Source organism: Variovorax sp. 10L426, assembly GCF_056395305.1.
In genome coordinates, this window is record NZ_JBFTJF010000018.1 from 77,497 (window position 1) to 99,108 (window position 21,612).

General features: G+C 64.7%; 21 protein-coding genes. 1 reads left to right on the forward strand and 20 read right to left on the reverse strand.

Features of this window, described 5'->3' with window-relative positions; all coding sequences use genetic code 11:
• Window positions 1–17: 17 nt before the first annotated feature.
• The 18 genes from AC1DHL_RS23765 to AC1DHL_RS23850 form a co-directional block, all read right to left on the reverse strand.
• A complete protein-coding gene (locus tag AC1DHL_RS23765; RefSeq protein ID WP_478103807.1) occupies window positions 18–1,181 on the reverse strand; it encodes an ATP phosphoribosyltransferase regulatory subunit in 1,164 nt (387 codons plus the stop codon).
• A gap of 44 nt (window positions 1,182–1,225) precedes the next feature.
• On the reverse strand, window positions 1,226–1,414 hold the full coding sequence (locus tag AC1DHL_RS23770; RefSeq protein WP_478103808.1) for a DUF2065 domain-containing protein: 189 nt from the start codon (window positions 1,412–1,414) through the stop codon (window positions 1,226–1,228).
• Between the two features lie 38 nt (window positions 1,415–1,452).
• On the reverse strand, window positions 1,453–2,352 hold the full coding sequence (hflC, locus tag AC1DHL_RS23775) for a protease modulator HflC (RefSeq protein ID WP_478163577.1): 900 nt from the start codon (window positions 2,350–2,352) through the stop codon (window positions 1,453–1,455).
• Between the two features lie 11 nt (window positions 2,353–2,363).
• Window positions 2,364–3,710 carry an FtsH protease activity modulator HflK gene (hflK, locus tag AC1DHL_RS23780; protein ID WP_478163578.1) on the reverse strand — a complete coding sequence of 449 codons (1,347 nt, stop codon included), beginning with the start codon at window positions 3,708–3,710 and terminating at the stop codon, window positions 2,364–2,366.
• Between the two features lie 77 nt (window positions 3,711–3,787).
• Window positions 3,788–4,969 carry a GTPase HflX gene (gene hflX, locus AC1DHL_RS23785; RefSeq protein ID WP_478103811.1) on the reverse strand — a complete coding sequence of 394 codons (1,182 nt, stop codon included), beginning with the start codon at window positions 4,967–4,969 and terminating at the stop codon, window positions 3,788–3,790.
• 53 nt (window positions 4,970–5,022) lie between these two features.
• Window positions 5,023–5,268 carry an RNA chaperone Hfq gene (hfq, locus tag AC1DHL_RS23790; protein WP_478103812.1) on the reverse strand — a complete coding sequence of 82 codons (246 nt, stop codon included), beginning with the start codon at window positions 5,266–5,268 and terminating at the stop codon, window positions 5,023–5,025.
• 127 nt (window positions 5,269–5,395) lie between these two features.
• Entirely contained in the window at window positions 5,396–6,736 is a 1,341-nt protein-coding gene (gene der / locus AC1DHL_RS23795; protein ID WP_478163579.1) for a ribosome biogenesis GTPase Der, read from the reverse strand.
• A gap of 21 nt (window positions 6,737–6,757) precedes the next feature.
• Window positions 6,758–7,900, reverse strand: a complete 1,143-nt coding sequence (bamB, locus tag AC1DHL_RS23800; protein ID WP_478103815.1) for an outer membrane protein assembly factor BamB — start codon at window positions 7,898–7,900, stop codon at window positions 6,758–6,760.
• Entirely contained in the window at window positions 7,897–8,589 is a 693-nt protein-coding gene (locus AC1DHL_RS23805; protein ID WP_478103817.1) for a YfgM family protein, read from the reverse strand. The genes bamB and AC1DHL_RS23805 overlap by 4 nt, the downstream gene beginning before the upstream one ends.
• Before the next feature lie 6 nt (window positions 8,590–8,595).
• A complete protein-coding gene (gene hisS, locus AC1DHL_RS23810; RefSeq protein WP_478163580.1) occupies window positions 8,596–9,906 on the reverse strand; it encodes a histidine--tRNA ligase in 1,311 nt (436 codons plus the stop codon).
• A gap of 8 nt (window positions 9,907–9,914) precedes the next feature.
• The gene (gene ispG / locus AC1DHL_RS23815; protein WP_478163581.1) at window positions 9,915–11,207 is read right to left on the reverse strand and encodes a flavodoxin-dependent (E)-4-hydroxy-3-methylbut-2-enyl-diphosphate synthase; all 1,293 of its coding nucleotides are present in this window, start codon (window positions 11,205–11,207) and stop codon (window positions 9,915–9,917) included.
• Between the two features lie 10 nt (window positions 11,208–11,217).
• Complete coding sequence (locus AC1DHL_RS23820) at window positions 11,218–12,051, reverse strand: helix-turn-helix domain-containing protein (RefSeq protein WP_478163582.1); 834 nt, start codon at window positions 12,049–12,051, stop codon at window positions 11,218–11,220.
• A gap of 61 nt (window positions 12,052–12,112) precedes the next feature.
• On the reverse strand, window positions 12,113–12,946 hold the full coding sequence (gene pilW / locus AC1DHL_RS23825) for a type IV pilus biogenesis/stability protein PilW (RefSeq protein WP_478103823.1): 834 nt from the start codon (window positions 12,944–12,946) through the stop codon (window positions 12,113–12,115).
• A 4-nt stretch (window positions 12,947–12,950) separates the two neighbouring features.
• Window positions 12,951–14,099 carry a dual-specificity RNA methyltransferase RlmN gene (rlmN, locus tag AC1DHL_RS23830; protein ID WP_478103825.1) on the reverse strand — a complete coding sequence of 383 codons (1,149 nt, stop codon included), beginning with the start codon at window positions 14,097–14,099 and terminating at the stop codon, window positions 12,951–12,953.
• 19 nt (window positions 14,100–14,118) lie between these two features.
• Entirely contained in the window at window positions 14,119–14,544 is a 426-nt protein-coding gene (ndk, locus tag AC1DHL_RS23835; RefSeq protein WP_478103827.1) for a nucleoside-diphosphate kinase, read from the reverse strand.
• 149 nt (window positions 14,545–14,693) lie between these two features.
• Window positions 14,694–16,391: a pseudouridine synthase gene (locus AC1DHL_RS23840; RefSeq protein WP_478163583.1), complete on the reverse strand. Its 1,698-nt coding sequence runs from the start codon at window positions 16,389–16,391 to the stop codon at window positions 14,694–14,696.
• Complete coding sequence (gene scpB / locus AC1DHL_RS23845) at window positions 16,388–17,284, reverse strand: SMC-Scp complex subunit ScpB (protein ID WP_478163584.1); 897 nt, start codon at window positions 17,282–17,284, stop codon at window positions 16,388–16,390. Before scpB ends, AC1DHL_RS23840 begins: the two co-directional genes overlap by 4 nt.
• A 127-nt stretch (window positions 17,285–17,411) precedes the next feature.
• Complete coding sequence (locus tag AC1DHL_RS23850; RefSeq protein WP_478163585.1) at window positions 17,412–18,437, reverse strand: RluA family pseudouridine synthase; 1,026 nt, start codon at window positions 18,435–18,437, stop codon at window positions 17,412–17,414.
• Between the two features lie 14 nt (window positions 18,438–18,451).
• Here AC1DHL_RS23850 and AC1DHL_RS23855 point away from each other — a divergent pair, with 14 nt between their 5' ends.
• A complete protein-coding gene (locus tag AC1DHL_RS23855; protein WP_478103832.1) occupies window positions 18,452–19,261 on the forward strand; it encodes an outer membrane protein assembly factor BamD in 810 nt (269 codons plus the stop codon).
• A 117-nt stretch (window positions 19,262–19,378) separates the two neighbouring features.
• Here AC1DHL_RS23855 and AC1DHL_RS23860 read toward each other — a convergent pair whose 3' ends face one another.
• Together AC1DHL_RS23860 and AC1DHL_RS23865 are read right to left on the reverse strand one after the other, a co-directional pair.
• The gene (locus AC1DHL_RS23860; RefSeq protein WP_478163586.1) at window positions 19,379–21,391 is read right to left on the reverse strand and encodes an ATP-dependent DNA helicase; all 2,013 of its coding nucleotides are present in this window, start codon (window positions 21,389–21,391) and stop codon (window positions 19,379–19,381) included.
• A complete protein-coding gene (locus AC1DHL_RS23865; RefSeq protein ID WP_478103835.1) occupies window positions 21,391–21,594 on the reverse strand; it encodes a DUF465 domain-containing protein in 204 nt (67 codons plus the stop codon). Before AC1DHL_RS23865 ends, AC1DHL_RS23860 begins: the two co-directional genes overlap by 1 nt.
• Window positions 21,595–21,612: the final 18 nt, after the last annotated feature.

The following is a 21,612-nucleotide window of genomic DNA, read 5'->3' on the forward strand; positions in this document are numbered from 1 at the left end:
GTTTCGCTTCAGAGGATTCAGATGGGTTGCACGCGCCATTGGCCGCCGTGCTCGACGAGTTCGCGATCGCAATGGAATTCGTCGATCTCGCTGTCGTGGCCGGGCAGAACGCACACCACGGTCTCGCCCTTGCTGCGCAATGCGGCGATGGTCTTGTTGAGCCCTTCGGCATCGCTCCAGGGCGCGCGAATCGCGGCGCGCAGCGGCCTCGCCGGGAGCACGCCGACCAGTTCGCGCACGTCGAGGCTGAAGCCGACCGCGGGACGGTTGCGGCCGAACACGGCGCCGACCTCGTCGTAACGACCGCCGCGCACCAGGGCGTCGCTGGCCCCGCTCGTGTAGATGCCGAAGCGCATGCCGCTGTAATAGGCGTAGCCGCGCAGATCCGCGAGGTCGAAGCTCACGCTGGCGCCCTCGAGGCGGGCGGCAAGCTGCTTGAGATCGGACAAGGCCGCGCGCACGCCGGCGGTGTCAGGCAGAACCTTGGCGGCTTCGTCGAGCACGGCCGCGTCGCCGTAGAGCTGGACGAGCGCCAACAGGCCTTCGCGCGCGGGCGCGGGAAATGCAGACGTGAGATCGCGCAGCGTGCTCGAATCCTTCGCGGCAAGTGCCGCATGCACACGAGCGATGGCCACCGCATCGACCGGCACGCCGGCAAACAGCGAGCGAACGATGCGGGCATCCGCCATGTCGACAATGACGGGTGCCTGCGCGCGCCCTGTCACACCAGCGGCACCCAAGCAGTCGAGCGCCAGGCGCAGGATCTCGGTGTCGGCTTCGAGCCCCGCGTGCCCGTAGATCTCGGCGCCGAACTGGAGAGGTTCGCGCGTCGCGTGGGGGCGGTCAGGCCGGGTATGGAGAACGGGGCCGCAATAGCAAAGCCGCGCCACGCCCGCCCGATTGAGGAGGTGTGCATCGATGCGCGCGACCTGTGGCGTGGTGTCGGCCCGCAGCCCCATGCTGCGCCCGGAAAGCTGGTCGACCAGCTTGAAGGTTTGCAGATCGAGCGCTTCGCCGGTGCCGGAAAGCAGCGATTCGAGGTGTTCGAGCAAAGGCGGCATGACCAGCTCGTAGCCATAGGCACGGGCGGTATCGAGCAGTTCGCGTCGAAGTTCTTCGATGTGGCGCGCCTCGGAAGGCAGCACATCGGCAATGTGATCCGGAAGGACCCAGGCGGACATGGAGATCGGGGGCGTGGTTAAACCGGGATTCTACCGGCACCGCGTTACCCCAAAAGCCAGAGCAGCAACAGGCCCAGGAGAATGCTGCAAAGCCCGAAGAAGCGCAGCTGCCCGTCGCGCAGCTGCATCAGCTGGCTGAAGCCGCGCCGCCAGCCGCCGGGCGAGAGAAAGGGCAGCAACCCCTCGATCACCAATACGAGCGCCAGGGCACTCCAGAAGGTATCGGTGTCCACGTCGAATTCAGTTTTCCGTCAAGTGGGGGCGAGTCATGCTACCGACGGGGCGCGTTCGAGGTCGATCCCGAACTTTGCATCGATCGGAAGAAATCAGAGGACGGGTCCAGCACCATCACATCGCTCTTCTTGTTGAAGCTCTGCTTGTAGGCGTCGAGGCTCCGGTAGAACAGCGCAAACTGCGGGTCGCGTCCGAATGCGTCGGCGTACAGGCTTGCGGCGCGCGCATCGCCCTCGCCCTTGATCTTCTGCGCGTCGCGGTAGGCGTTGGCGACAATCACCTCTCGCTGGCGATCGGCATCGGCGCGGATCTTTTCGCCCTCGGCCACACCCGTCGAGCGCAGTTCATTGGCCACGCGCTTGCGCTCGGCTTCCATGCGGCGATAGACCGATTCGGTGATCGCCTCGACATAGTCGACACGGGTGATCCGCACGTCGACGATATCGACGCCCCAGGGCTTGGCGCCCTTCACGACGGCCAGAACCTCGCGCTGCACGTCGGCCATCAAGGCCTCGCGGCGCACCGAAATCAGGTCGCGCACGGTGCGCTTGTTGATGTTTTCCTGGAAGGCGTTGCGCACCACGCGGTTGAGTTGCACGGCGCCCGCGTTCTCGTCGAGGCCGACATTGCGGATGTATTCCGACGGGTTGGTGACGCGCCAGCGCACATACCAGTCGATGACCACGCGCTGCTTCTCGGCCGTCAGCATCGGCTCGGGATCGATGCTCGACAGCGTCAGGAGGCGCTTGTCGATGTAAGACACGTTCTGGAACGGCGGCGGCAGCTTGAAATTCAAGCCGGGCTCGGTGATGACGTCTTTGATCTGCCCCAGTGCATAGACAACGCCGAACTGGCGCTGGTCGACGACGAAGAGTGTCGAACTCGCCAGTGCGAGGAGCACGAGGATCGAAGAGACGATGAATCCGATTCTGTTCATGGGTTCTGTCCTCAGCGCACGTCGCGGTCGCGTGAGCGGCCATCGCGCGCACGGGCATCGCCGATGCCGGGCGCAACGGGGATAACCGACGACTGCGGCGGTGCCGTACCTGCCACGTTGGGACTGGCGGCATCGGACGGCGTGGCGGCGTTGTTCTGGGCGCTTTGCTGCACCAGCTTGTCGAGCGGCAGGTAAAGCAGATTCGAGTTCTGCTTCGAGTCGATCAGCACCTTGGTGGTACTGCTGTAGATCTGCTGCATGGCGTCGGTATACATGCGGTCGCGCGTGACTTGCGGCGCCTTCTGGTATTCGGCCAGCACCGAGCTGAAGCGCTGCGCATCGCCCTGCGCCTGCGCGATGATCCGTGCCTTGTAGGCCTCGGACTCTTCCTTCAGTCGTGAGCCCGTACCCGTGGCGCGCGGCACCACGTCGTTGGCATAAGCCTGTGCTTCGTTCTTGGTGCGCTCGCGCTCCTGGCCGGCTTTGAGAACGTCGTCAAACGCGGCCTGGACTTGTTCGGGAGGACGCACGCCACCCTGTTGGAGATTGATGCCGACGATCTCTACGCCGACCTTGTATCGGTCCAGGATGGTTTGCATCAGCGTGCGCACGCGCGGCGCGATCTGGTCGCGCTCGTCGGCGAGTGCCGCGTCCATGCGCATCTTGCCGACCACTTCGCGAACCGCGGTCTCGGCGACTTGCACCACCGTGTCGCTCGGGGCCTTGCTCTCGTAGAGGAACGCCCGCGCGTCGCTCAGACGGTACTGCACGGCAAACTTGATTTCGACGATGTTCTCATCCTCGGTCAGCATGGCCGACTCGCGAAGACCGGTCGAGCGCACGATGGTGTCCCGGCCCACGTCGGCGGAGCGGATCTGCGTGACCACGACGATCTCGTGGCGCTGGATGGGGTACGGCAGGCGCCAGTTGAAGCCGGCGCCCACGGTCGCCTTGTAGCGGCCGAACTGCGTGATCACGGCCTGCTGGCCTTCGTTGACGATGAAGAAGCCGGTGCCCAGCCAGATCAGCACGGCGACCGCGGCCACCAGGCCGATGCCGAAGCCGGCATTCTTCATGTCCGGCTTGAGGCCGCCGCCGTTGCCGCCATTCGGGCGGTTGTCACCGCCACGGCCACCACCGAACAGGCCGCCGAGCTTGCGGTTGAAATCACGCCAGAGCTCGTCGAGGTCGGGGGGGCCCTGGTTGGGGCCCTGGCCTCGCGGACGGTTGTTGTTGTTGTTGTTGTTGCCCGGGGGCGGCGCGGGGGGTTCGCCGTCTGGTCGGTTGCCGGCGGGACGATCGCCGTTTGACGAGGAATCGTCGCCCCGGCCCCATCGGCCGTCGTTCAGGTTGAACATGCCGGGAAACCGTCTCCACACTGGCTTTGCATTCATTCGGTTCTGTTCTTTAGTCAGTGAAGGTGATTGTGCCCAATTCAATTGGCGGCATCGTGCAATTCGGCGCCGGCTTCTGGGGTCATGGCCTCGTCGGGCGGACGAGACCGTCGCGCAAGCTCGGTCCGTAGTGCCGGAATGCCCTCGCCCGTATGGGCGCTCAGGAATATCCGGGGCACCTGCACGCCATCGACATTGACCTCGTCGCACATCTGCAGGGGTTGTTGGGTGGTTTCAAGGGCATCCAGCTTGTTGAACACCAGAAGCTGCGGCACGGTATCGGCGCCGATGTCCTTCAGGACGGCCTGCACCTCCGTCATCTGCTCGGGGTGATGCGGGTTGGAGACATCGACCACGTGGATCAGCAGATCGGCGTCGACCGCCTCCTGCAGAGTGGCCTTGAAGGCGTCGATGAGGCCGTGCGGCAGGTCCCGGATGAAGCCGACGGTGTCCGACAGCGAGACCTTGCGGCGCCGACCGTCTTCGTTGTGGCCCAGGTAGAGATGCCGCGTAGTGGTGTCGAGCGTTGCGAAAAGCTGGTCGGCCGCATAGGCGCGCGCCTTGACCAGGGCATTGAACAGCGACGACTTCCCCGCGTTGGTGTAGCCGACCAGCGAGATGTTGAAAGTGTCTCGCCGCTCGCGCTGGCGCCGCTGGGTGCCGCGCTGGCGCTGCACCTTGCCGAGCCGCTCGCGCGTGCGCTTGATCGCCTCGCCGATCATCCGGCGGTCCAGTTCGATCTGCGTTTCGCCGGGGCCGCCGCGCGTTCCGATGCCGCCGCGCTGACGCTCCAGGTGAGACCAGCGGCGCACCAGTCGTGTGCTCAGGTATTGCAGCCGGGCGAGTTCGACCTGCAGCTTGCCCTCGTGAGACCGGGCGCGCTGGGCAAAGATTTCAAGGATGAGGAAGGTGCGGTCATACACGGCGATGCCGAGCTGACGCTCGAGGTTGCGTTGCTGCGCAGGACTCAGCGCCTGGTCGAAGACGACTTCGCTGGCGCGATGCAGTTCGGCGAGCTCGCGGATTTCATCGGCCTTGCCGCTCCCGACGAACAGAGCGGCGTCGGGCGCCTTGCGTTTACACACCAGGCGAGCGACCGGTTCGAGTCCGGCGGTTTGCGCGAGCAACCCGAGTTCCTCGAGTTCACTGTCGAAATGGGGCAGGCCAAAGTCCACGCCGACAAGAACGACGGCGCCTTCCGTGCGGGGGATCGGCTCAGACAATCGGTATCAAATTGAGAAAAGCGCGGCGGGCGAACCACCGCGCTCCGTGCCATTCAGGCTGCTGCGTCGTCGCTCTCGGTAGCCGAGAAGTTGACGGCACGCCCCGGCACGATAGTGGAGATGGCATGCTTGTAGACCATCTGGGTCACCGTATTGCGAAGCAACACGACGTACTGGTCGAACGACTCGATCTGACCCTGCAGCTTGATACCGTTGACCAAATAGATCGAGACCGGTACGTGCTCACGACGCAAGGTATTCAGAAACGGGTCTTGTAGAAGTTGCCCTTTATTGCTCACGATATTCTCCGTGTTCAAGAGTTGTTGTTGAGCCGTTCACCTTAACACAGCGATTCCGCGCTGCAGCAAAAAACGCCAATGGCCTTGGAAAAATAACGATTCTCGAAGACCGGAACTTCGGCGTTCATCAAGCGTCCTTGTCCGCGTACGGATTGTGCGAGGTCTTGAGCTCGATTCGCAAGGGCGTCCCGACCAGATCGAACTCCTTGCGGAAGCGGCCTTCAAGGAAGCGCTTGTATGCATCGGTGACATGCTCCAGCGAATTGCCGTGGATCACGATCACCGGCGGATTCATGCCTCCCTGATGCGCATAACGCATCTTCGGACGGTACATTCCCGCTCGCTTGGGGGCCTGGAATTGCACGGCCTCCAAAAGCAGACGCGTGAGGACAGGCGTCGACATCTTTCGCGTCGCAGACTTGTGAGCCTGCACGATCGACTGCCACACCGGGCCCAGCCCCTGGCGCTTGGCGGCCGAAATGAAATGCAATGAAGCGAACTTCAGGAACGGCAGGCGCGTCTCGATCTGCCGCTGAAGTTGCTCCCGCTGGTAGCTGTCCACCGCATCCCACTTGTTGACCGCAATCACGACGGCACGACCGCTCTCGAGGATGTAGCCCGCGATATGGGCATCCTGGTCGGTAATGCCCTGCGTCGCGTCGAGCAACAACAAGACCACATTGGCCGACTCGATGGCCTGCAGCGTCTTCACGACCGAGAACTTCTCGATCGCTTCGAAGACCTTGCCTTTGCGGCGCAGGCCCGCTGTATCGATGAGTTCGAAACGCTGGCCGTTGCGCTCGAAGGGCACCATGATGGCGTCGCGCGTCGTACCGGGCAGGTCGAATGCCACCAGCCGCTCTTCGCCGAGCCATGTGTTGATCAGCGTCGACTTGCCGACATTGGGGCGGCCCGCGACCGCGAGCTTGATCGGCTTGTTGACATCTTCTTCCTCGTCATCCTCGGGCTCAGGGAGGTTGAGCGGCTCCAAGGCCAACTCGACCAGGCTGCGAATGCCCTGCCCGTGCGCCGCCGAGATGCCGTGCACCTCGCCGAATCCGAGTTCGTAGAAGTCGACCAGCTTCGTGCCGTCATGCATGCCCTCGGCCTTGTTGGCGACGAGCACGCAGGGTTTTCCGAGGCGCCGCAGTTCGTTGGCGATGTCGTGATCCTGGGCCGACAAGCCCTCACGGGCGTCGACCACGAAGATGACGACATCGGCCTCGGCGACGGCCTGGCGGGTTTGCTTGGCCATCTCCTTGAAGATGCCGCTGCCCGCGTCGGGCTCGAAACCGCCGGTGTCGATCGCGATGAACTCGTGCTTGCCCTGACGGCCGTTGCCGTAGTGGCGGTCGCGCGTGAGTCCCGCAAAGTCGGCGACGATCGCGTCGCGCGTTTGCGTCAGACGATTGAACAGGGTCGACTTGCCGACGTTGGGACGCCCGACCAGCGCAATGACCGGCTTCATCGAAGGCGTCCTTCCATCACGTTATTCCGGCCTGTAGCCGAACACTCCGCCATTGCGAGTGACGACCACGACCGTGTTGCCGGCCAGGACCGGTGTTGCGGTGATGGCGGATCCATCCGGCGTCACGCGGTTCAGCGGAGAACCATCGTCGCGCGAGAGGAAGTGCAGCAGCCCCGTGGCGTCGCCGATGATCAGGGAGCGGCCCACCGCGAGCGGCGCCGTGAGCGTGCGGTTCTTGAAGATCTCGGCTTGTTGCCACGCGCGCTCACCGTCGGCGCGGCGCCAGGCGATCACGGCACCGTTTTCCTCGGTTCCATAGACGAAGCGATCATCCCCACCCACGCCGTCCGCGCCATTCGCGGGCTTGCTCCAGATCGTTGCACCGCGCGAAGCGTCGACGCAGCCGACGCTGGCCGAATAGGCACGGGCGCAGACGCTGTCGCCGACCCGGCTCACGCTGCCGGTCAGATCGACCAGGCGCTCGACATCGTTGGTGCCGCGCGGCGCTGCGATCGGTGCCTCCCAGCGCGAGGTGCCGTTGGCGGGATTCATGCCAACGAGGCGCCCACCGATACCGACGACCAGCGTGTCACCCACCGCGAGCATGACGCCAGACCGCTTCAGGACGAGATTTTCAGCGTTGCGCTGCTGCGCCCAGAGGCGGCGGCCGCCTTGACCATCCCAAGCGCTGGTAGTGCGGTCGGCTGCCTGCACGAAGACGCGCCGGCCGGCCACCAGCGGCGCCGTGAAGGACTGGGCTGTCAGACGTTGCTTCCACAAGATCTTGCCGCTCTGCAGGGTGACGAGCTCACTGTTGGCCGTCACGACAGCGACGAGGGTTCCATCGGTGCCAACGCCGGCCAGCAGGGGCTCGCCAACGCTTGCGCGCCAGACTTCGCGGCCAGCCCGCGCATCGATCACGGCGACAGTGCCATCGCTGGAAGCGACCGCAACGAGATCACCACTCACACTCACGGACAGCGGGAACTCGACCGCCGGGATCTTGACGTTCCACGCTTGGCGGACGCCCATCAGCGCCGGGTTGGCCCCCAATTCGGCGGGCTTCGGCTTTGAGCCCGAACAGGCTGCCAATGCGGCAATCAGAACCACGGCAGCCCCTTTGCGCAGGATGGGCGCCGAAGGCAGGAAACGCTTGAAATTCATGGTGTGGTCTTGGCAGGGGATGCAGCGCCGGCGGTCGGTGCCAGGCTCTTCGGGTCTACGCCGACGGCGTTGAGCTTGATCTCGACGAGACGGCGGTATTCAGTGCGCGGCTCGAAGGCGCTCCAGGCTTTCTGGTACTCGGCCTTGGCTTCATCGCGTTTGCCTTGCGCAAGGTAGATGTCGCCCTTGCGGTCGGCCACCAGCGCTTCGAACTGCTTCGGAAAATCGCCCGAAAGCTGCTTGAGCGCCTCGTCGTAGGATTTGGCATCCAGCAATTCGGCTGCGAGCCGCAGCTTCGCGACGGCCTGGTAGCCGGGGTCGACCGCATGCTCCGCCACCCAGGTGAGCGCGGCGCGCGAAGCTTCGGCGTTGCCCTTCTCGTAGAGCGTCCTGGCCGCCAGCAATCCGGCCTGTTGGGCGTAAGCCGTGCCTGCGAACTTGTCTTTCATGTCGGCCAGTACGCGCTCGATACGAGCGGTGTCGCCCGCCTGCACGCTTCGCTCCACCTCGTCGTAGAGCGCCGACGCCTGAGCGGCCTTGTTGCGTTGGAAGTACTGCCAGCCGTTCCAGGCCACGAAGGCACCGGCCGCGAGCAGCACAACCCAGGTGATCAGGGTGCCGTAGGTGTTCCAGAAATGCTTGAGCTGATCGAGCTGTTCCTGTTCTTCGAGATCGAGATGGGTGGCCATGCGCTGTCAGTTGTTGGGAGCGGAGGATTGTAGGGTGGCGGCCCAGGCCGCCAGATCGGCGAGCGGACGGGCCGTCTGCGCGCCGGTTCCGTCGCGCAGTGCCTTGACGGTGACCTCGCCGCGGGCGAGTTCGTCCGCGCCGAAGATCAGTGCATATGTGGCGCCGCTGGCGTCGGCTTTCTTGAACTGGGACTTGAAACTGCCCAGCCCGTCGACGGTGGCGGCATGCATCTGGGCACGCACGCCCGTATCGCGCAACTGCTGCAGCGTGCGCAACGCGACGGGCATTGCCGCGGCGTCGGGCACCACGGCATAGACATCGGGCACCGGTGCCGAAATCGGCGTGCCCTGCTCCTTCATCAGGTCGAGCACGCGCTCGACGCCGATGGCCCAGCCAACGGCAGGTGCGGGCTTGCCGCCGATCTGCACGATCAGATCGTCGTAACGGCCGCCGGCACACACGGTGCCCTGCGACCCCAGTCGATCGGTCACGAACTCGAACACGCTGAGGTTGTAGTAGTCGAGCCCACGCACCAGCCGGGGATTGATGGTGTAGGCGACCCCATTGGCGTCGAGGATGGCCTTGAGGCCTTCGAAGTGCGCGAGCGATTCAGCGCCAAGGAAATCGATCAGCTTCGGAGCCGACTCGACCACGGCCTTCATCGTCGGATTCTTGGTGTCGAGGATGCGCAGCGGATTGCTGTGGAGACGGCGCTTTGCGTCCTCATCCAACTGGTCGGCGTGCTTTTCGAAGTGGGCGATCAGCTGGGCCCTGTGCAGTGCACGCTCGGCAGGTTGCCCGAGGCTGTTGAGTTCGAGCCGAACGTCGGTCAGGCCGATGAGTTTCCAGAGCGCGTTCGCCAGGAGAATGAGCTCCGCATCGACGTCGGGACCCGCAAAACCGAGCGCCTCGGCGCCAATCTGGTGGAACTGACGAAAACGCCCGCGTTGCGGCTTCTCGCGGCGGAACATCGGGCCGATGTACCAGAGGCGCTTGCCGCCGTCGTACAGCATGTTGTGCTCGATGACGGCGCGCACCAGGCCGGCCGTATTCTCGGGGCGGAGCGTCAGGTGGTCGTTGTCGCCGTACTTGTCCGAGCGGTCGTGAAAGGAGTACATCTCCTTTTCGACGATGTCCGTGACCTCACCGATGCCGCGCACGAACAGCGCTGTGTGCTCGAGGATCGGCGTACGGACGTTGCGATAGGCATAACGCGCCATCAGCTCGCGAACCGTGGCTTCGAGCCACTCCCAGCGCGCCGATTCGGGCGGCAATATGTCGTTCATGCCTTTGACGGCATTGAGTTTTTCAGCCATGGATGAGATCAGGCGACTTGGGCAGCGTCCGCGCTGCCAAAACGCTTTTCAATGTAGTTTTCGACCAGTTGATGGAACTCGTTGGCGATGTTGTCGCCGCGCAGCGTGAGCGCCTTCTGCCCGTCGATGAAAACCGGCGCCGCGGGGGCTTCGCCGGTCCCGGGCAGGCTGATGCCGATGTCGGCATGCTTGCTCTCGCCCGGCCCATTGACGATGCACCCCATCACCGCGACTTTCATCGTCTCGACGCCTGGATACTTGGTGCGCCATACCGGCATCTGCATGCGCAGATAGTCGTCGATCTGTTTGGCGAGTTCCTGGAAAGTAGTGCTGGTTGTCCGGCCGCAACCCGGGCAGGCGGTGACGCTCGGCACGAACACCCGCAGCCCGAGGGCCTGAAGGATTTCGTTGGCGATGACCACTTCCTGCGTGCGCGATTCGCCCGGCTGGGGCGTGAGCGAGACACGGATCGTGTCGCCGATGCCCTCCTGCAGCAGGATCGAAAGCGCCGTGGCCGAAGCGACCGTGCCCTTCGTCCCCATCCCGGCTTCGGTCAGCCCCAGATGCAAGGCGTAGTCGCAGCGCTTCGCGAGTTCGCGGTAGACCGAGATCAGGTCCTGCACACCGCTCACCTTGCAGCTGAGGATGATCTGGCGTCCGTCCATGCCCATCGATTCGGCGAGCTTGGCGGAATCGATGGCCGAGGTCACGAGCGCCTCGTACATGACCTGCTTTGCATCCCACGGCTCGGCCCGCTGGCTGTTGACGTCCATCAGGCTGGCCAGCAGTTCCTGGTCGAGACTGCCCCAGTTGACGCCGATGCGCACCGGCTTGTTCCACCGCATGGCCGCATCGATCATCTGACCGAACTGACGGTCGTGCTTGTCGCCCTTGCCGACGTTGCCGGGATTGATACGGTACTTGCTGAGCGCTTCGGCGCAGGCCGGGTACTCGGTGAGCAAGCGGTGGCCGTTGTAGTGGAAATCGCCGATGAGCGGGACATCGACGCCCATGCGATCAAGCTGCTCGCGGATGTACGGCACCTGTGCCGCTGCCTCGGGCGTATTGACCGTGATCCGGACCATTTCCGAACCGGCGAGCGCCAGTTCCTTGACCTGGATCGCAGTGCCGACCGCATCGACCGTATCGGTGTTCGTCATCGACTGGACGCGCACCGGCGCATCGCCGCCGACGGTGACCGTGCGAGGCCCCCAGGTCACACTGGCCTGGCGGGAACGCCGTGCCTTGGGTGCCGCGGATTCGATCGGCAAGCAGCCGATGGTGCTGAGGGCTTCAGTCATGATGTATCGCTCACGGTTTGACGTCGAAGCGTGCCACACCCCCGGAACGCGTGATCGACGCAAGGTCGAAAGGCTTGCCGCGCACTTGCACTTGCACGCCGGCAGCACGGCCGACCACCACGGACAACGGCAAGTTGCCGGTCAATCCGACGGTTTCCCCGGCCTTGACCGTTCGATGCAGCAATTGCTTGCCGCCCGCTTCGGTCACGTTGATCCAGCTGTCTTCACGCGCAACGAAAACGATCAGGTCATTGCTTGGGGTTGGGGCCGCGGAGGCCGGCTCCTCCACCACGACGGGTTCGGCAGGAGGCTGCGCCGCCACAGGGGGCATCGGCGCAACGGATTCAGTCACGGTGCCGGGCGCCGCGGATTCCGGCTTGGCGGAAACGGCGGCCTGCTCAGTGGTCGTGTCCCGCGTGGTCCAGCGGGAAATCGACGCACCGACCTGGTCGAAGAGCGACTGCGGCAGCCAGAACAGAACCGCGGCGCCGATCAACAGCAGCACGACCACGGTCAGCAAAGCGCGCGACGGCAGCCCGCCAGCCCCTGCGCTGGAACGCGGTGACGACGAACGCAGACTCTTGCTGATGACGCGGTCCGCTTCCGCCAGACCCGGGCGCTGAGCGCCCGGCAGCTTGGCCAGCACCGGCGCGGGGTCGATACGCAATGCCCGACAGACGCTGGCCGCGAGGGCGCGCGCGAACACCGGGTCGGGCAGCGACTCGATGTCGTCAGCCTCCAGCGCGACGAGCTTCTGCGGTGACACCTTGAGAGCCGCGGCCACCATTTCGATATGCAGCCCGTGCGCTTCCCGCGCTTCGCGCAGCATATCGCCGGCAGTCATGTGTGTGCTGTCGCCACCTACCAGGGGCACCGCCGCCGATGCCCCGAACTCGCTCGCCCGCTCAATCATTGAAATTCCCGCGCTCGTACGCCGATGCCTCCCGTGAGTCGGGGAAGCGACGTTGCAATTGCCCGCCCAGCTGAGTGCTCGCCTCGCGATTGTTCAGCTGGCGTTCGATCTTGATGCCCAGCCACAGCGTCTCCGCACTGGCCGAAGGGCTGTTGTTGACCCGACGAATGTAGAACTGCGCACGCGACCACTCCCCGCGCTGCGCAAGAATCGAGGCCAGGTTGTAGGCGACCACAGGATTGCTGGCGTCGAGTTCATAGGCCTGCGAGAGACTGCGTTCGGCCTCCCCCTTCTGGCCCGCCTTGAGTTGGCAGAGGCCTTGCGTCATGAGCGTCTTGGGACGCTCGGTATAGGTCGGAACGGCCAGAGCGGCGGTGAACTGCTGCTGTGCATCAGCGTAGCGGTTCTGCTGGCAAAGAAGCCACCCGTAGTTGTGAAGCACATTGGGATCGCGCGGATCCAATGCGATGGCGCGGCGAAAACTGTCCTCCGCACCGGCCGCGTCGTCGAGCCGCATGTAGATCAGACCACGAAGGTTGTAGGCGTCTGCAAAGGTCGGATCCGCCGCGACGGCCTGCTTGATTTCGTCAAGCGCAACTGTCGTCTGGCCTTGCTGGAAATATCCGATCGCCAACTCGACGCGCAATTTGGCGCGCTTGCGGCCGTTGGTTTCGTCCGATTCCGTCACGATGGCTGCGGCATTGGCCGACGAACTCATCGGCACGCTGGCATTCTTGGTTGCGCAGGAAGCCAGCATGAACACAGCGGCAACGCCAAAAAACGCTTGCATCGCTCGTCCGTGCGCGGTCGAAAAGGCCTTGCTCATCGGGTCATTGCTCCTCGGCTGTAGATTTGGAGGCCCCGATTCGGGCCGGATGCAAAACGACGGTACGCCGCTGCGCCATGCGCTCGGCTGCATGGGTGCGGTCCTTCACGTCGCCGGCGAGTTGACCGCAGGCGGCGTCGATGTCGTCACCGCGCGTCTTCCGCACGGTGGTCACGATCCCCGCCTCGCTCAGGACCTTGGCGAAGGCCAGCACGCGGGGCTGCGGAGACCGCAGTAGCCCGGATGCCGGGAAAGGATTGAAGGGAATCAGGTTGAACTTGCACGAAACGCCCTGCGACCGCACGAGTTCGACCAACTGACGCGCATGCTCGGGCTGATCGTTCACGCCGTCGAGCATGCAGTATTCGAACGTGATGAAGTCCCGTGGCGCATGCGCCAGGTAGCGCTTGCAGGCTTCCAGCAGTTCGGCGATCGGGTACTTGCGATTGAGCGGCACCAGGTCGTTGCGCAAGGCGTCATTCGGCGCGTGCAGCGATACGGCAAGGGCGACAGGACAATCCTCGCCCAAACGATCGATCATGGGAACCACGCCCGAAGTCGACACCGTCACGCGCCGGCGCGACAGGCCGTAGCCGTTGTCGTCGAGCATGGTGCGCAACGCCGGCACCAGTGCCGAATAATTTTGCAGGGGTTCGCCCATCCCCATCATCACGACATTGGAGATCACTCTCTCGTCGCGCTTGAGGTGCTTTCGCAGGAAGTGCTCGGCGAACCACAATTGGGCAACGATCTCGCCGGTCGTGAGATTGCGGCTGAAGCCCTGATGGCCAGTGGAACAAAATCGGCAGCCCACCGCGCAGCCAGCCTGCGACGAAACGCACAGCGTTCCACGGTCGTCCTCGGGAATGAACACGGCCTCGACCGCATTGCCGTCGCCGACGTCGAAGAGCCACTTGATGGTTCCGTCGGCGGATTCGTGCTGCGTGACCACCGGCAGCGCCTCGACGCGCGCAGTGGTCGCGAGTTTCTCGCGCAGCGTCTTCGCGAGATCGGTCATTTGCGCGAAGTCGCTGGCACCTCGCTGGTGAATCCACCGAAAGAGCTGCGTCGCGCGAAAACGCTTTTCACCCAGCCGTTCGCAAAACGCGGCCAATCCCTCCAGATCGAAGTCGAGCAGGTTGGCCGTGGTCATCGGGGGGTGCCTGGCAACCTCAGCGTGCGTAGACGTTGAGGCCGGCGAAGAAGAAGGAAACTTCGTTCTTGGCGGTTTCGGGGGCATCCGAGCCGTGCACCGCGTTCGCGTCGATGCTGTCGGCAAAGTCGGCGCGAATGGTGCCGGCGGCTGCCTTCTTGGGATCGGTGGCGCCCATCAGGTCGCGGTTCTTGGCGATGGCATCGTCGCCTTCGAGCACTTGCACGAACACGGGGCCCGAGATCATGAACTCGACCAGGTCCTTGAAGAACGGGCGTTCCTTGTGGACGGCGTAGAACTGCTCGGCTTCGCTGCGCGACAGATGCACGAGCTTGGCGGCGACGATCTTGAGGCCGGCTGCCTCGAAACGGGAAACAATCTTGCCGATGACGTTCTTCGCAACGGCGTCGGGCTTGATGATGGAGAGGGTGCGTTCGATGGCCATTGAAGTGCTTTCCTGAGTGCTTGAATCTGAATGAGTTCCATCAGAGCCGCAACGATGAGATTGCGGCACTTGACAAAGCCTTTGATTTTAACCGGCGAGACAGCATCAACCCGCAAGAAGCGAGCGAAAGACTGGCGCCGTATCGAATATCAGCGACCGCGACGACGACCGCCGCCGCCACCACCGCCCTGCCCGCCAAAGCCTCCCGACGGTCCGCGACGCGGCCCCTGCCGCTGCTCCTTGCGCTGTCGCGAAAAGCTGTCGGCGCCGATATAGCCGAGGGATGTCTTCATCGGATCGGGTTGATTGGCGCCGCCCGGCTGGCGATCCTCGCCTTGGCGGTTCCGGCCTTGCTGGCCTTGGCCCTGCCCTTGTCGGTCGCCGCGGTTGCGTCGGCCCTGCGGTGGTCCCTTGCCACCGCCCACGCCCCGATCGGATCTCGCGCCCGGACCGTGCGCCAGCGGATTCGGAATCGGCGCGTCGCGCTCATTTCCCTGCGGACTGCCACCGTTGTTGCGGTTGCCGCGCCGTTTGCGATTGCGACCGTTGCGCCCGCCGCCTTCCTGGCCCGGGCCTTTGGCGTTTCCGCCAGAACGCCCCGGGCGCTCGGCGGAGCCGCCGGCTGCCTGGAACAGCGCACGGATGTCGCGTTCGTCAAGCTCCATCCAAGCCCCGCGCTTGAGCCCGCGCGGCAGGACCATCGCGCCGTAGCGAATTCGAATCAGACGACTGACGGCATGCCCGACGGACTCGAAAAGGCGCCGCACTTCGCGATTGCGGCCCTCGGAGATCGTCACCCGATACCAGCAGTTGGAGCCTTCGCCGCCGCCCTCTTCGATCGTGCCGAACTGGGCCATGCCGTCGTCGAGCCGCACGCCGTCAAGCAGCCGCTGCTTCTCCTCGCTGCTCAGGGCGCCGAGCACCCGCACGGCATATTCGCGTTCCAGGCCGAACCGGGGATGCATCAGCTGGTTGGCCAGCTCACCTGAACTGGTAAAGAGCAGCAGCCCTTCAGTGTTCAGGTCCAGTCGACCGACGGACTGCCACTTGCCCTGCTGCAGGCGCGGCAGCTTGCGGAATACGGTCGGACGGTTCTGCGGGTCGTCGTGCGTGACGACTTCGCCGACCGGCTTGTGATAGGCAATCACGCGCGCCGGCGGCGGCGCGATGCGATAGCGAATGGGCTTGCCATTGAGCTTGACCTGGTCGCCATATTGAATGCGCTGGCCGATATGGGCCGGCTCGTTGTTGACCGAGATCCGGCCTTGCAGGATGAGTTGCTCCATCTCCAGGCGCGAGCCCAGGCCGGCCTGGGCCAGGACCTTGTGCAGCTTCGGCGAATCGGCCTCGGGCAGGAGCACGCGCTTGAGCGGCGGCACCTCAGGGCTTTCCTCATCGGCATCGAACTGGCCGGAAATGACGTCGGCGAAACGGATGGGCTCGGGGGGCGGCGCGTTGCGCTGCTCGCGCTCGGCTGCGCGGCGGGCCCGGTCGAGGTCGTCTTCCTCCTCGTCCGGCTCGTAGTCTTCGTCCTCATCATCGTCCGACGAGGATTCATCCGCTTCGCGAGCAGCCTCCGCCTGCGGTTGCTGCGCCGGATATTCTTCCTCGACCACGGGCGCCGGTGGCTCGGCGGGCGCTGCAGACTCGTCGGGCAAGGCCTCCGCCGGCACTTCCGCGACGGGCTTCCGCCGGCGCGGCCGCCGCTTGCGCGGGGTCTCGGATGCGTCCTCGGCCGCCGGAATGGCTTCTCCTTCCGCAGGATTGTTTGGCGCGATGTCCCCGCGCTCCTCGAAAACGGGTTCGGTCGGCAGCGTGGCTGCGTCGTCGGGATTGGTGGGGCTCATGGTCGGGTTCCGGAAGGGACAGCGGTGGTGTCGGCCTCATCGGGCGCTGCTTCTGCGTCGACGGGAGAGGAGGATGGGGATGCTTCGGGCATGGGACTGTGTTCGGCGCCGCCATCCCTGAAGTCGTCAGGGGCACCGGGTTTGGCTTCCGCGTCGGTCGTCGGCACGACTTCACCAAAGCTGACGAAGGCTTCATCGACTTCGCGGACTTCGTCAAGCAGGGCTTCGGCCTGCGGTTGCGCTGCGATGTCGGACACGGCACCAACCGCGGCTTCGGTCGATGGTAACGAGTCCGGATCGACCAAGGCTTCTTCGATCGGCAAGGCCGGCTGGTCGCCGCCGGCCGCATGGTCGAGGGCATCGATCAATGCGCTTTGCTGCGCCGGCGATCCGATCACCGGCAACTGATCCAGGGAAGCGAGGCCCAAGTCATCGAGAAACTGCCGCGTGGTCGCATAAAGAGCGGGCCTCCCGACGGTCTCGCGGTGGCCGATGACCTCGACCCAGTTGCGATCTTCAAGCTGCTTGAGGATTTGCGAATTGATGGTGACACCCCGAATGTCCTCCATGTCTCCGCGCGTCACCGGCTGACGATAGGCAATGATCGCCAGCGTCTCAAGGGCGGCTCGCGTGTAGCGCGGCGGCTTTTCGGGGTGCATGCGGTCGAGGTGATCTCGCATTTCGGGTCGACTCTGGAAACGCCAGCCGCTGCCGACGCTCACGAGTTCGAGGCCGCGCTGCGACCAGTCTTCCTGCAGTTCGATCAACAGCGACTTGATGGTGTCGGCGCCCAGTTCGTCGTCGAACAGCACGCGCAGTTCGCGCACCGGCAACGGCTGGGTCGAACAGATCAAGGCGGTTTCGAGAATGCGCTTGGCATCCGCCGTATTCATGGTTCGCGTTATCCGGGAAAAGGCGCCTCGAGGACGCTTGTTCAGATGGATGGAAGAAGGCGCTGGAGGCACGCGGCATTCGCAGCGCGAGGCCGGCATCAGGTCGCCGGCGCGGCCCTCGGGACCGTCAGGCGCGATTGTAATCCAGCCCCCAGTTCGACAATGCGTGCACGAGGTCAGGCGGCGGCGGTGAGTGAAATTCCATCACCTCCCCTGTCATGGGATGCACGAATCCGAGCCGGAAGGCATGAAGCGCCTGTCGCGTCAGCCCGGCCGACTCGGTGCCGCCGTAAAGCGCGTCGCCGACAAGCGGGTGGCCGATCGACGCCATATGCACGCGGATCTGGTGGGTGCGTCCCGTCTCGAGGGTGCATCGCACTGCGCAGCCGAGTTCGTTGCTGTCGAGGGATTCGATGAGCGTGCGCGCCGGCTTGCCCGAATGACGCTCCAGGTCGACCGCCGCCATGCGGAGACGATTGCGCGGATCGCGGCCGATGGGGCTGTCCACGTGGCGCGCGCGGGCGCCTTGCCAGCTCCGGTGCGCGAGCGCGAGGTATTGGCGCTTGACATCGCGGGCGGCGATCAATGCCACGAGCGCATCCATGGCAGCCCGGCTGCGTGCGACCACCATCAACCCGCTCGTGTCCCGATCGAGCCGGTGGACGATGCCGGCGCGCGGGAGCAGTGCGGCCTTGGGGTCGAGCGCCAGCAGGCCGTTGAGCAGCGTGCCGCTCCAATTGCCCGGCGCGGGATGCACGACCAACCCTGCCGGCTTGTCGATGATCTGGAGGTGCTCGTCCTCGTACAACACCTCGATGTCCATCACCTCCGGCCGGAACGCTTGGCTTTGCGGCGTCGGTCGCAATTCGATACGACCCGATTCGCCGGCATGAACGGTCGCCGAAGTCTTGGTGACCACGCGCCCCTGGACCTCCACCACGCCTGCCTCGATCAGTTGCTGGAGGTAACTGCGGGAAAACTCGGGGACCAGTGCGGCGAGCGCACGGTCGAGTCGCTGGCCGTGCTGGCCTTCGCCGATCAGGAAAGTGCGGATCTCGCTGGCGTCGGACAGGTCGGCCGCCTCTTCGTGCTCGGCCACCTCGGAGGTGCCGCCCGAGGGGCCGGCCGATATAATTGAGGGCAACTGTTTCACGAAAGCCTTCTTTGATGTTTCGCGCCAAATTATCGGTTGTCCCTGGCTGGCTGGCCTTGTGCGCCGCTGCGTGGCTGGTGGCCGGCTGCTCGTCGCTCAAGGAGGACAAGACCGCGAACTGGAGCCCCAACAAGATCTACTCCGAGGCCAAGGACGAGGCCGACTCGGGCGCCTACGACAAGGCCGTGCCGCTCTACGAAAAGCTCGAAGGCCGCGCGGCCGGCACGCCGCTTGCCCAACAGGCGCAGATCGACAAGGCCTATGCCCAGTACAAGGCAGGCGACAAGGTCCAGGCCGTTGCCACGCTCGACCGCTTCATGAAGCTTCACCCAGCGAGTCCCGCGTTTGATTACGCGCTCTATCTCAAGGGCGTGATCAACTTCAACGACGATCTCGGCCTTTTCGCGTTCATGACGCGCCAGGACCTTTCCGAGCGCGACCAGAAGGCCGCCAAGGAATCGTTCCAGTCCTTCAAGGAATTGGTGACTCGCTTCCCCGAGTCGCGCTACGCACCTGATGCGCGCGCGCGCATGAACTACATCGTGAACTCGCTGGCACAGTACGAAGTGCACGTGGCACGGTACTACTACGAACGAGGCGCTTATCTGGCGGCCATTAACCGCGCTCAGGCCGCGGTGGCGGACTACCGGGAAGCTCCTGCGCTCGAAGAAGCGCTCTACATCATGGTCATGTCCTACGACAAGCTCGGCCTGACCGATCTGCGGGACGACGCACAGCGTGTGCTGACCACGAACTATCCGAAGAGCGCGTATATGACTCGCGGCTTCCGCGCCAAGGACGATCCCTGGTGGAAGCTTTGGTGAACTGGGCCTCCCGGCTTTTCACTTCGCTTCGCTGCGCGTAACCCCGGAAGAGGAGGCCCGGCTGCCTAGGGGCGGCCCGGCGGCGGCCGGTTCGCCTTCCTTCTCTCGCGCTTCACTTCATCCCGTGGCTCTGACCGCTTCCAACTCGGCCAGGGCGGCGTCGAAATCCTCTTCGTTTTCAATCCTCCGCATGGGGGGAAGCGCAGCCAGGAGGCGGCGGCCGTAGCCCATGGCGACGAGGCGTGTGTCGCAGATGGCAAGGACGCCCATGTCCGTCTCTCGGCGGATCAGGCGTCCGGCCCCCTGTTTGAGCGCGACGGCCGCCTCAGGCAGCGAATAGTCGCTGAAAGCGCTTCGCCCCTGAGACTCCAGGCGCTGGGAACGCGCCTCCACCAACGGATCATTGGGCGGCGGGAACGGCAGCTTGTCGATCACGACCAATTGAAGGGCATCGCCCGGCGCGTCGAATCCTTCCCAGAACGACGCCGATGCCACCAGCACGCAGCCGCTTCGACCTTCGCCTGCGCCCTCTCTGAAGCGGTCCATCAACGTGCGCTTCGGCAGTTCGCCTTGCACGAGCACTTCAGGACGAAGCCCCGCCTCCAGGCCTTCGAATTCCTGACGCATGGCGTCGCCGATGGTGCGCAATGCGCGCAAGGTCGTTGTCAGGACCAGGGTGCGGCCACCGAGCCGGACGGCGCCACGGGCGGCAAGCCGTGCCACGCGATGGCCATGCGTCGGGTCATTGGGCTTGGGAAAAGCGCGCGGGACGTAAAGGGCCGCTTGGCGGGCGTAGTCGAACGGGCTTTGAACACGCAGCACTTCGGCGTCGTCGAGGCCGCAAGGCTCGGTAAACCATCTCAGCTTGGGATCGTCTCCCAGCGTGGCCGAGGTGAATACCCAGGCGCGCCCGTCTTCTTCCGGATTGGCAGCGTCGGACTTGAGCACGCGTGTCCGCACCGCCTCGGCAATGTCGAGCGGCGATTCGACCAGCCGCAACTGCGAGCCCACATCCACCCAGCGCACCGAGCCCGTGGGGCACGCCTTGGCAAAGCGCTTTGCGCGCCCGGAAAGTTGCTGCGCGCGATCGTGCAGACGCCCGAAATCGGGCGAAAGCTCGCTCACTGTATCGAGCGCCCGGCCGGCCGCCTCGAATGCCTGCTGCAAAGCGTCGAGCGCGCCCTGCCAGTCGTCCATCGGTATGCCTTCAGGCGACTCACCGGTCCATCGCAGCTTGGTGCCCGGATACTGTTTGCCGACGGACAGTCTCAACTCACGCGCGCCATGCTCGACGGCCGCCACAAGCTGCTGCCAGTCGACCAGCCCGCGCGCATGCTGGAGTCCGGCCGCCAGCAGATCGCGGGCGAAATCGAGCGCCTGGCCGCTCCCGAGTTGGACCCCAAGAAACTGGACGCCGGTCTCGTTCAACTGATGTGCTTCGTCGAAAACCACCACCCGGACCGTCGGCAGCAACTCTGCCATGCCCGACTCGCGCACCGCGAGGTCGGCAAAGAACAGGTGGTGATTGATGACGACGACGTCAGCCGCCATGGCTTCACGCCGTGCCAGATTGACATGACACGGCTTGAACTGAGGGCATTGGGCGCCCAGGCAGTTTTCCCGGGTGGATGTCACCAATGGAATCAGCGGCGAACGCTCGTCCAGGCCCGGCAGTTCGGCCAGATCGCCGGTGCGAGTCGCCTTGGACCACTGCTCGATCTTCGCCAGGGTGCGCAGCGAGGCGCGCTCAGGTGATGCGTCGTGGCGCGCCAGATCGAGCCGGTGCAGGCACAGGTAGCTGGCGCGCCCCTTGAGCAAGGCGGTCCGCACCGGCAGTCCAAGCGCCGCGACAAGGCGTGGCAGATCGCGGCCGAACAATTGGTCCTGGAGCGTCTTCGTGGCGGTCGACAGGAGTACCCGCTCCCCGCTGAGCAGCGCAGGGACGAGATATGAGAATGTCTTGCCCACGCCAGTCCCGGCCTCGACCACCAGCACGCCGCCCTGTTCGATGGTGCGGGAAACGGCCAACGCCATTTGCGTCTGCCCTTCGCGTTCGCGGAACTGTTCGGCGGCATGCGAGAGCACGCCATCCTGCGCAAACGCCCCGCGCACTTCTTGCTCGAGGGACATCAGGCTGGCTCTTGCGGGTCGAGGGCGCGTTCGAGGCGCGAGATCTCGTCGCGCAGCGCAAGGCGACGCTTCTTGAGGCGCCGCAGCAGCAACTCGTCGCGCGAAGCGGCGTCCCCAAGGCGGTCGATGGAGGCGTCGAGGTCGGCGTGTTCGATCCGAAGCTCGATCAGCTGGCGCGAAATAGAGTGAAGATTGGAGTCCAACGTGCGCAATTCACAAAC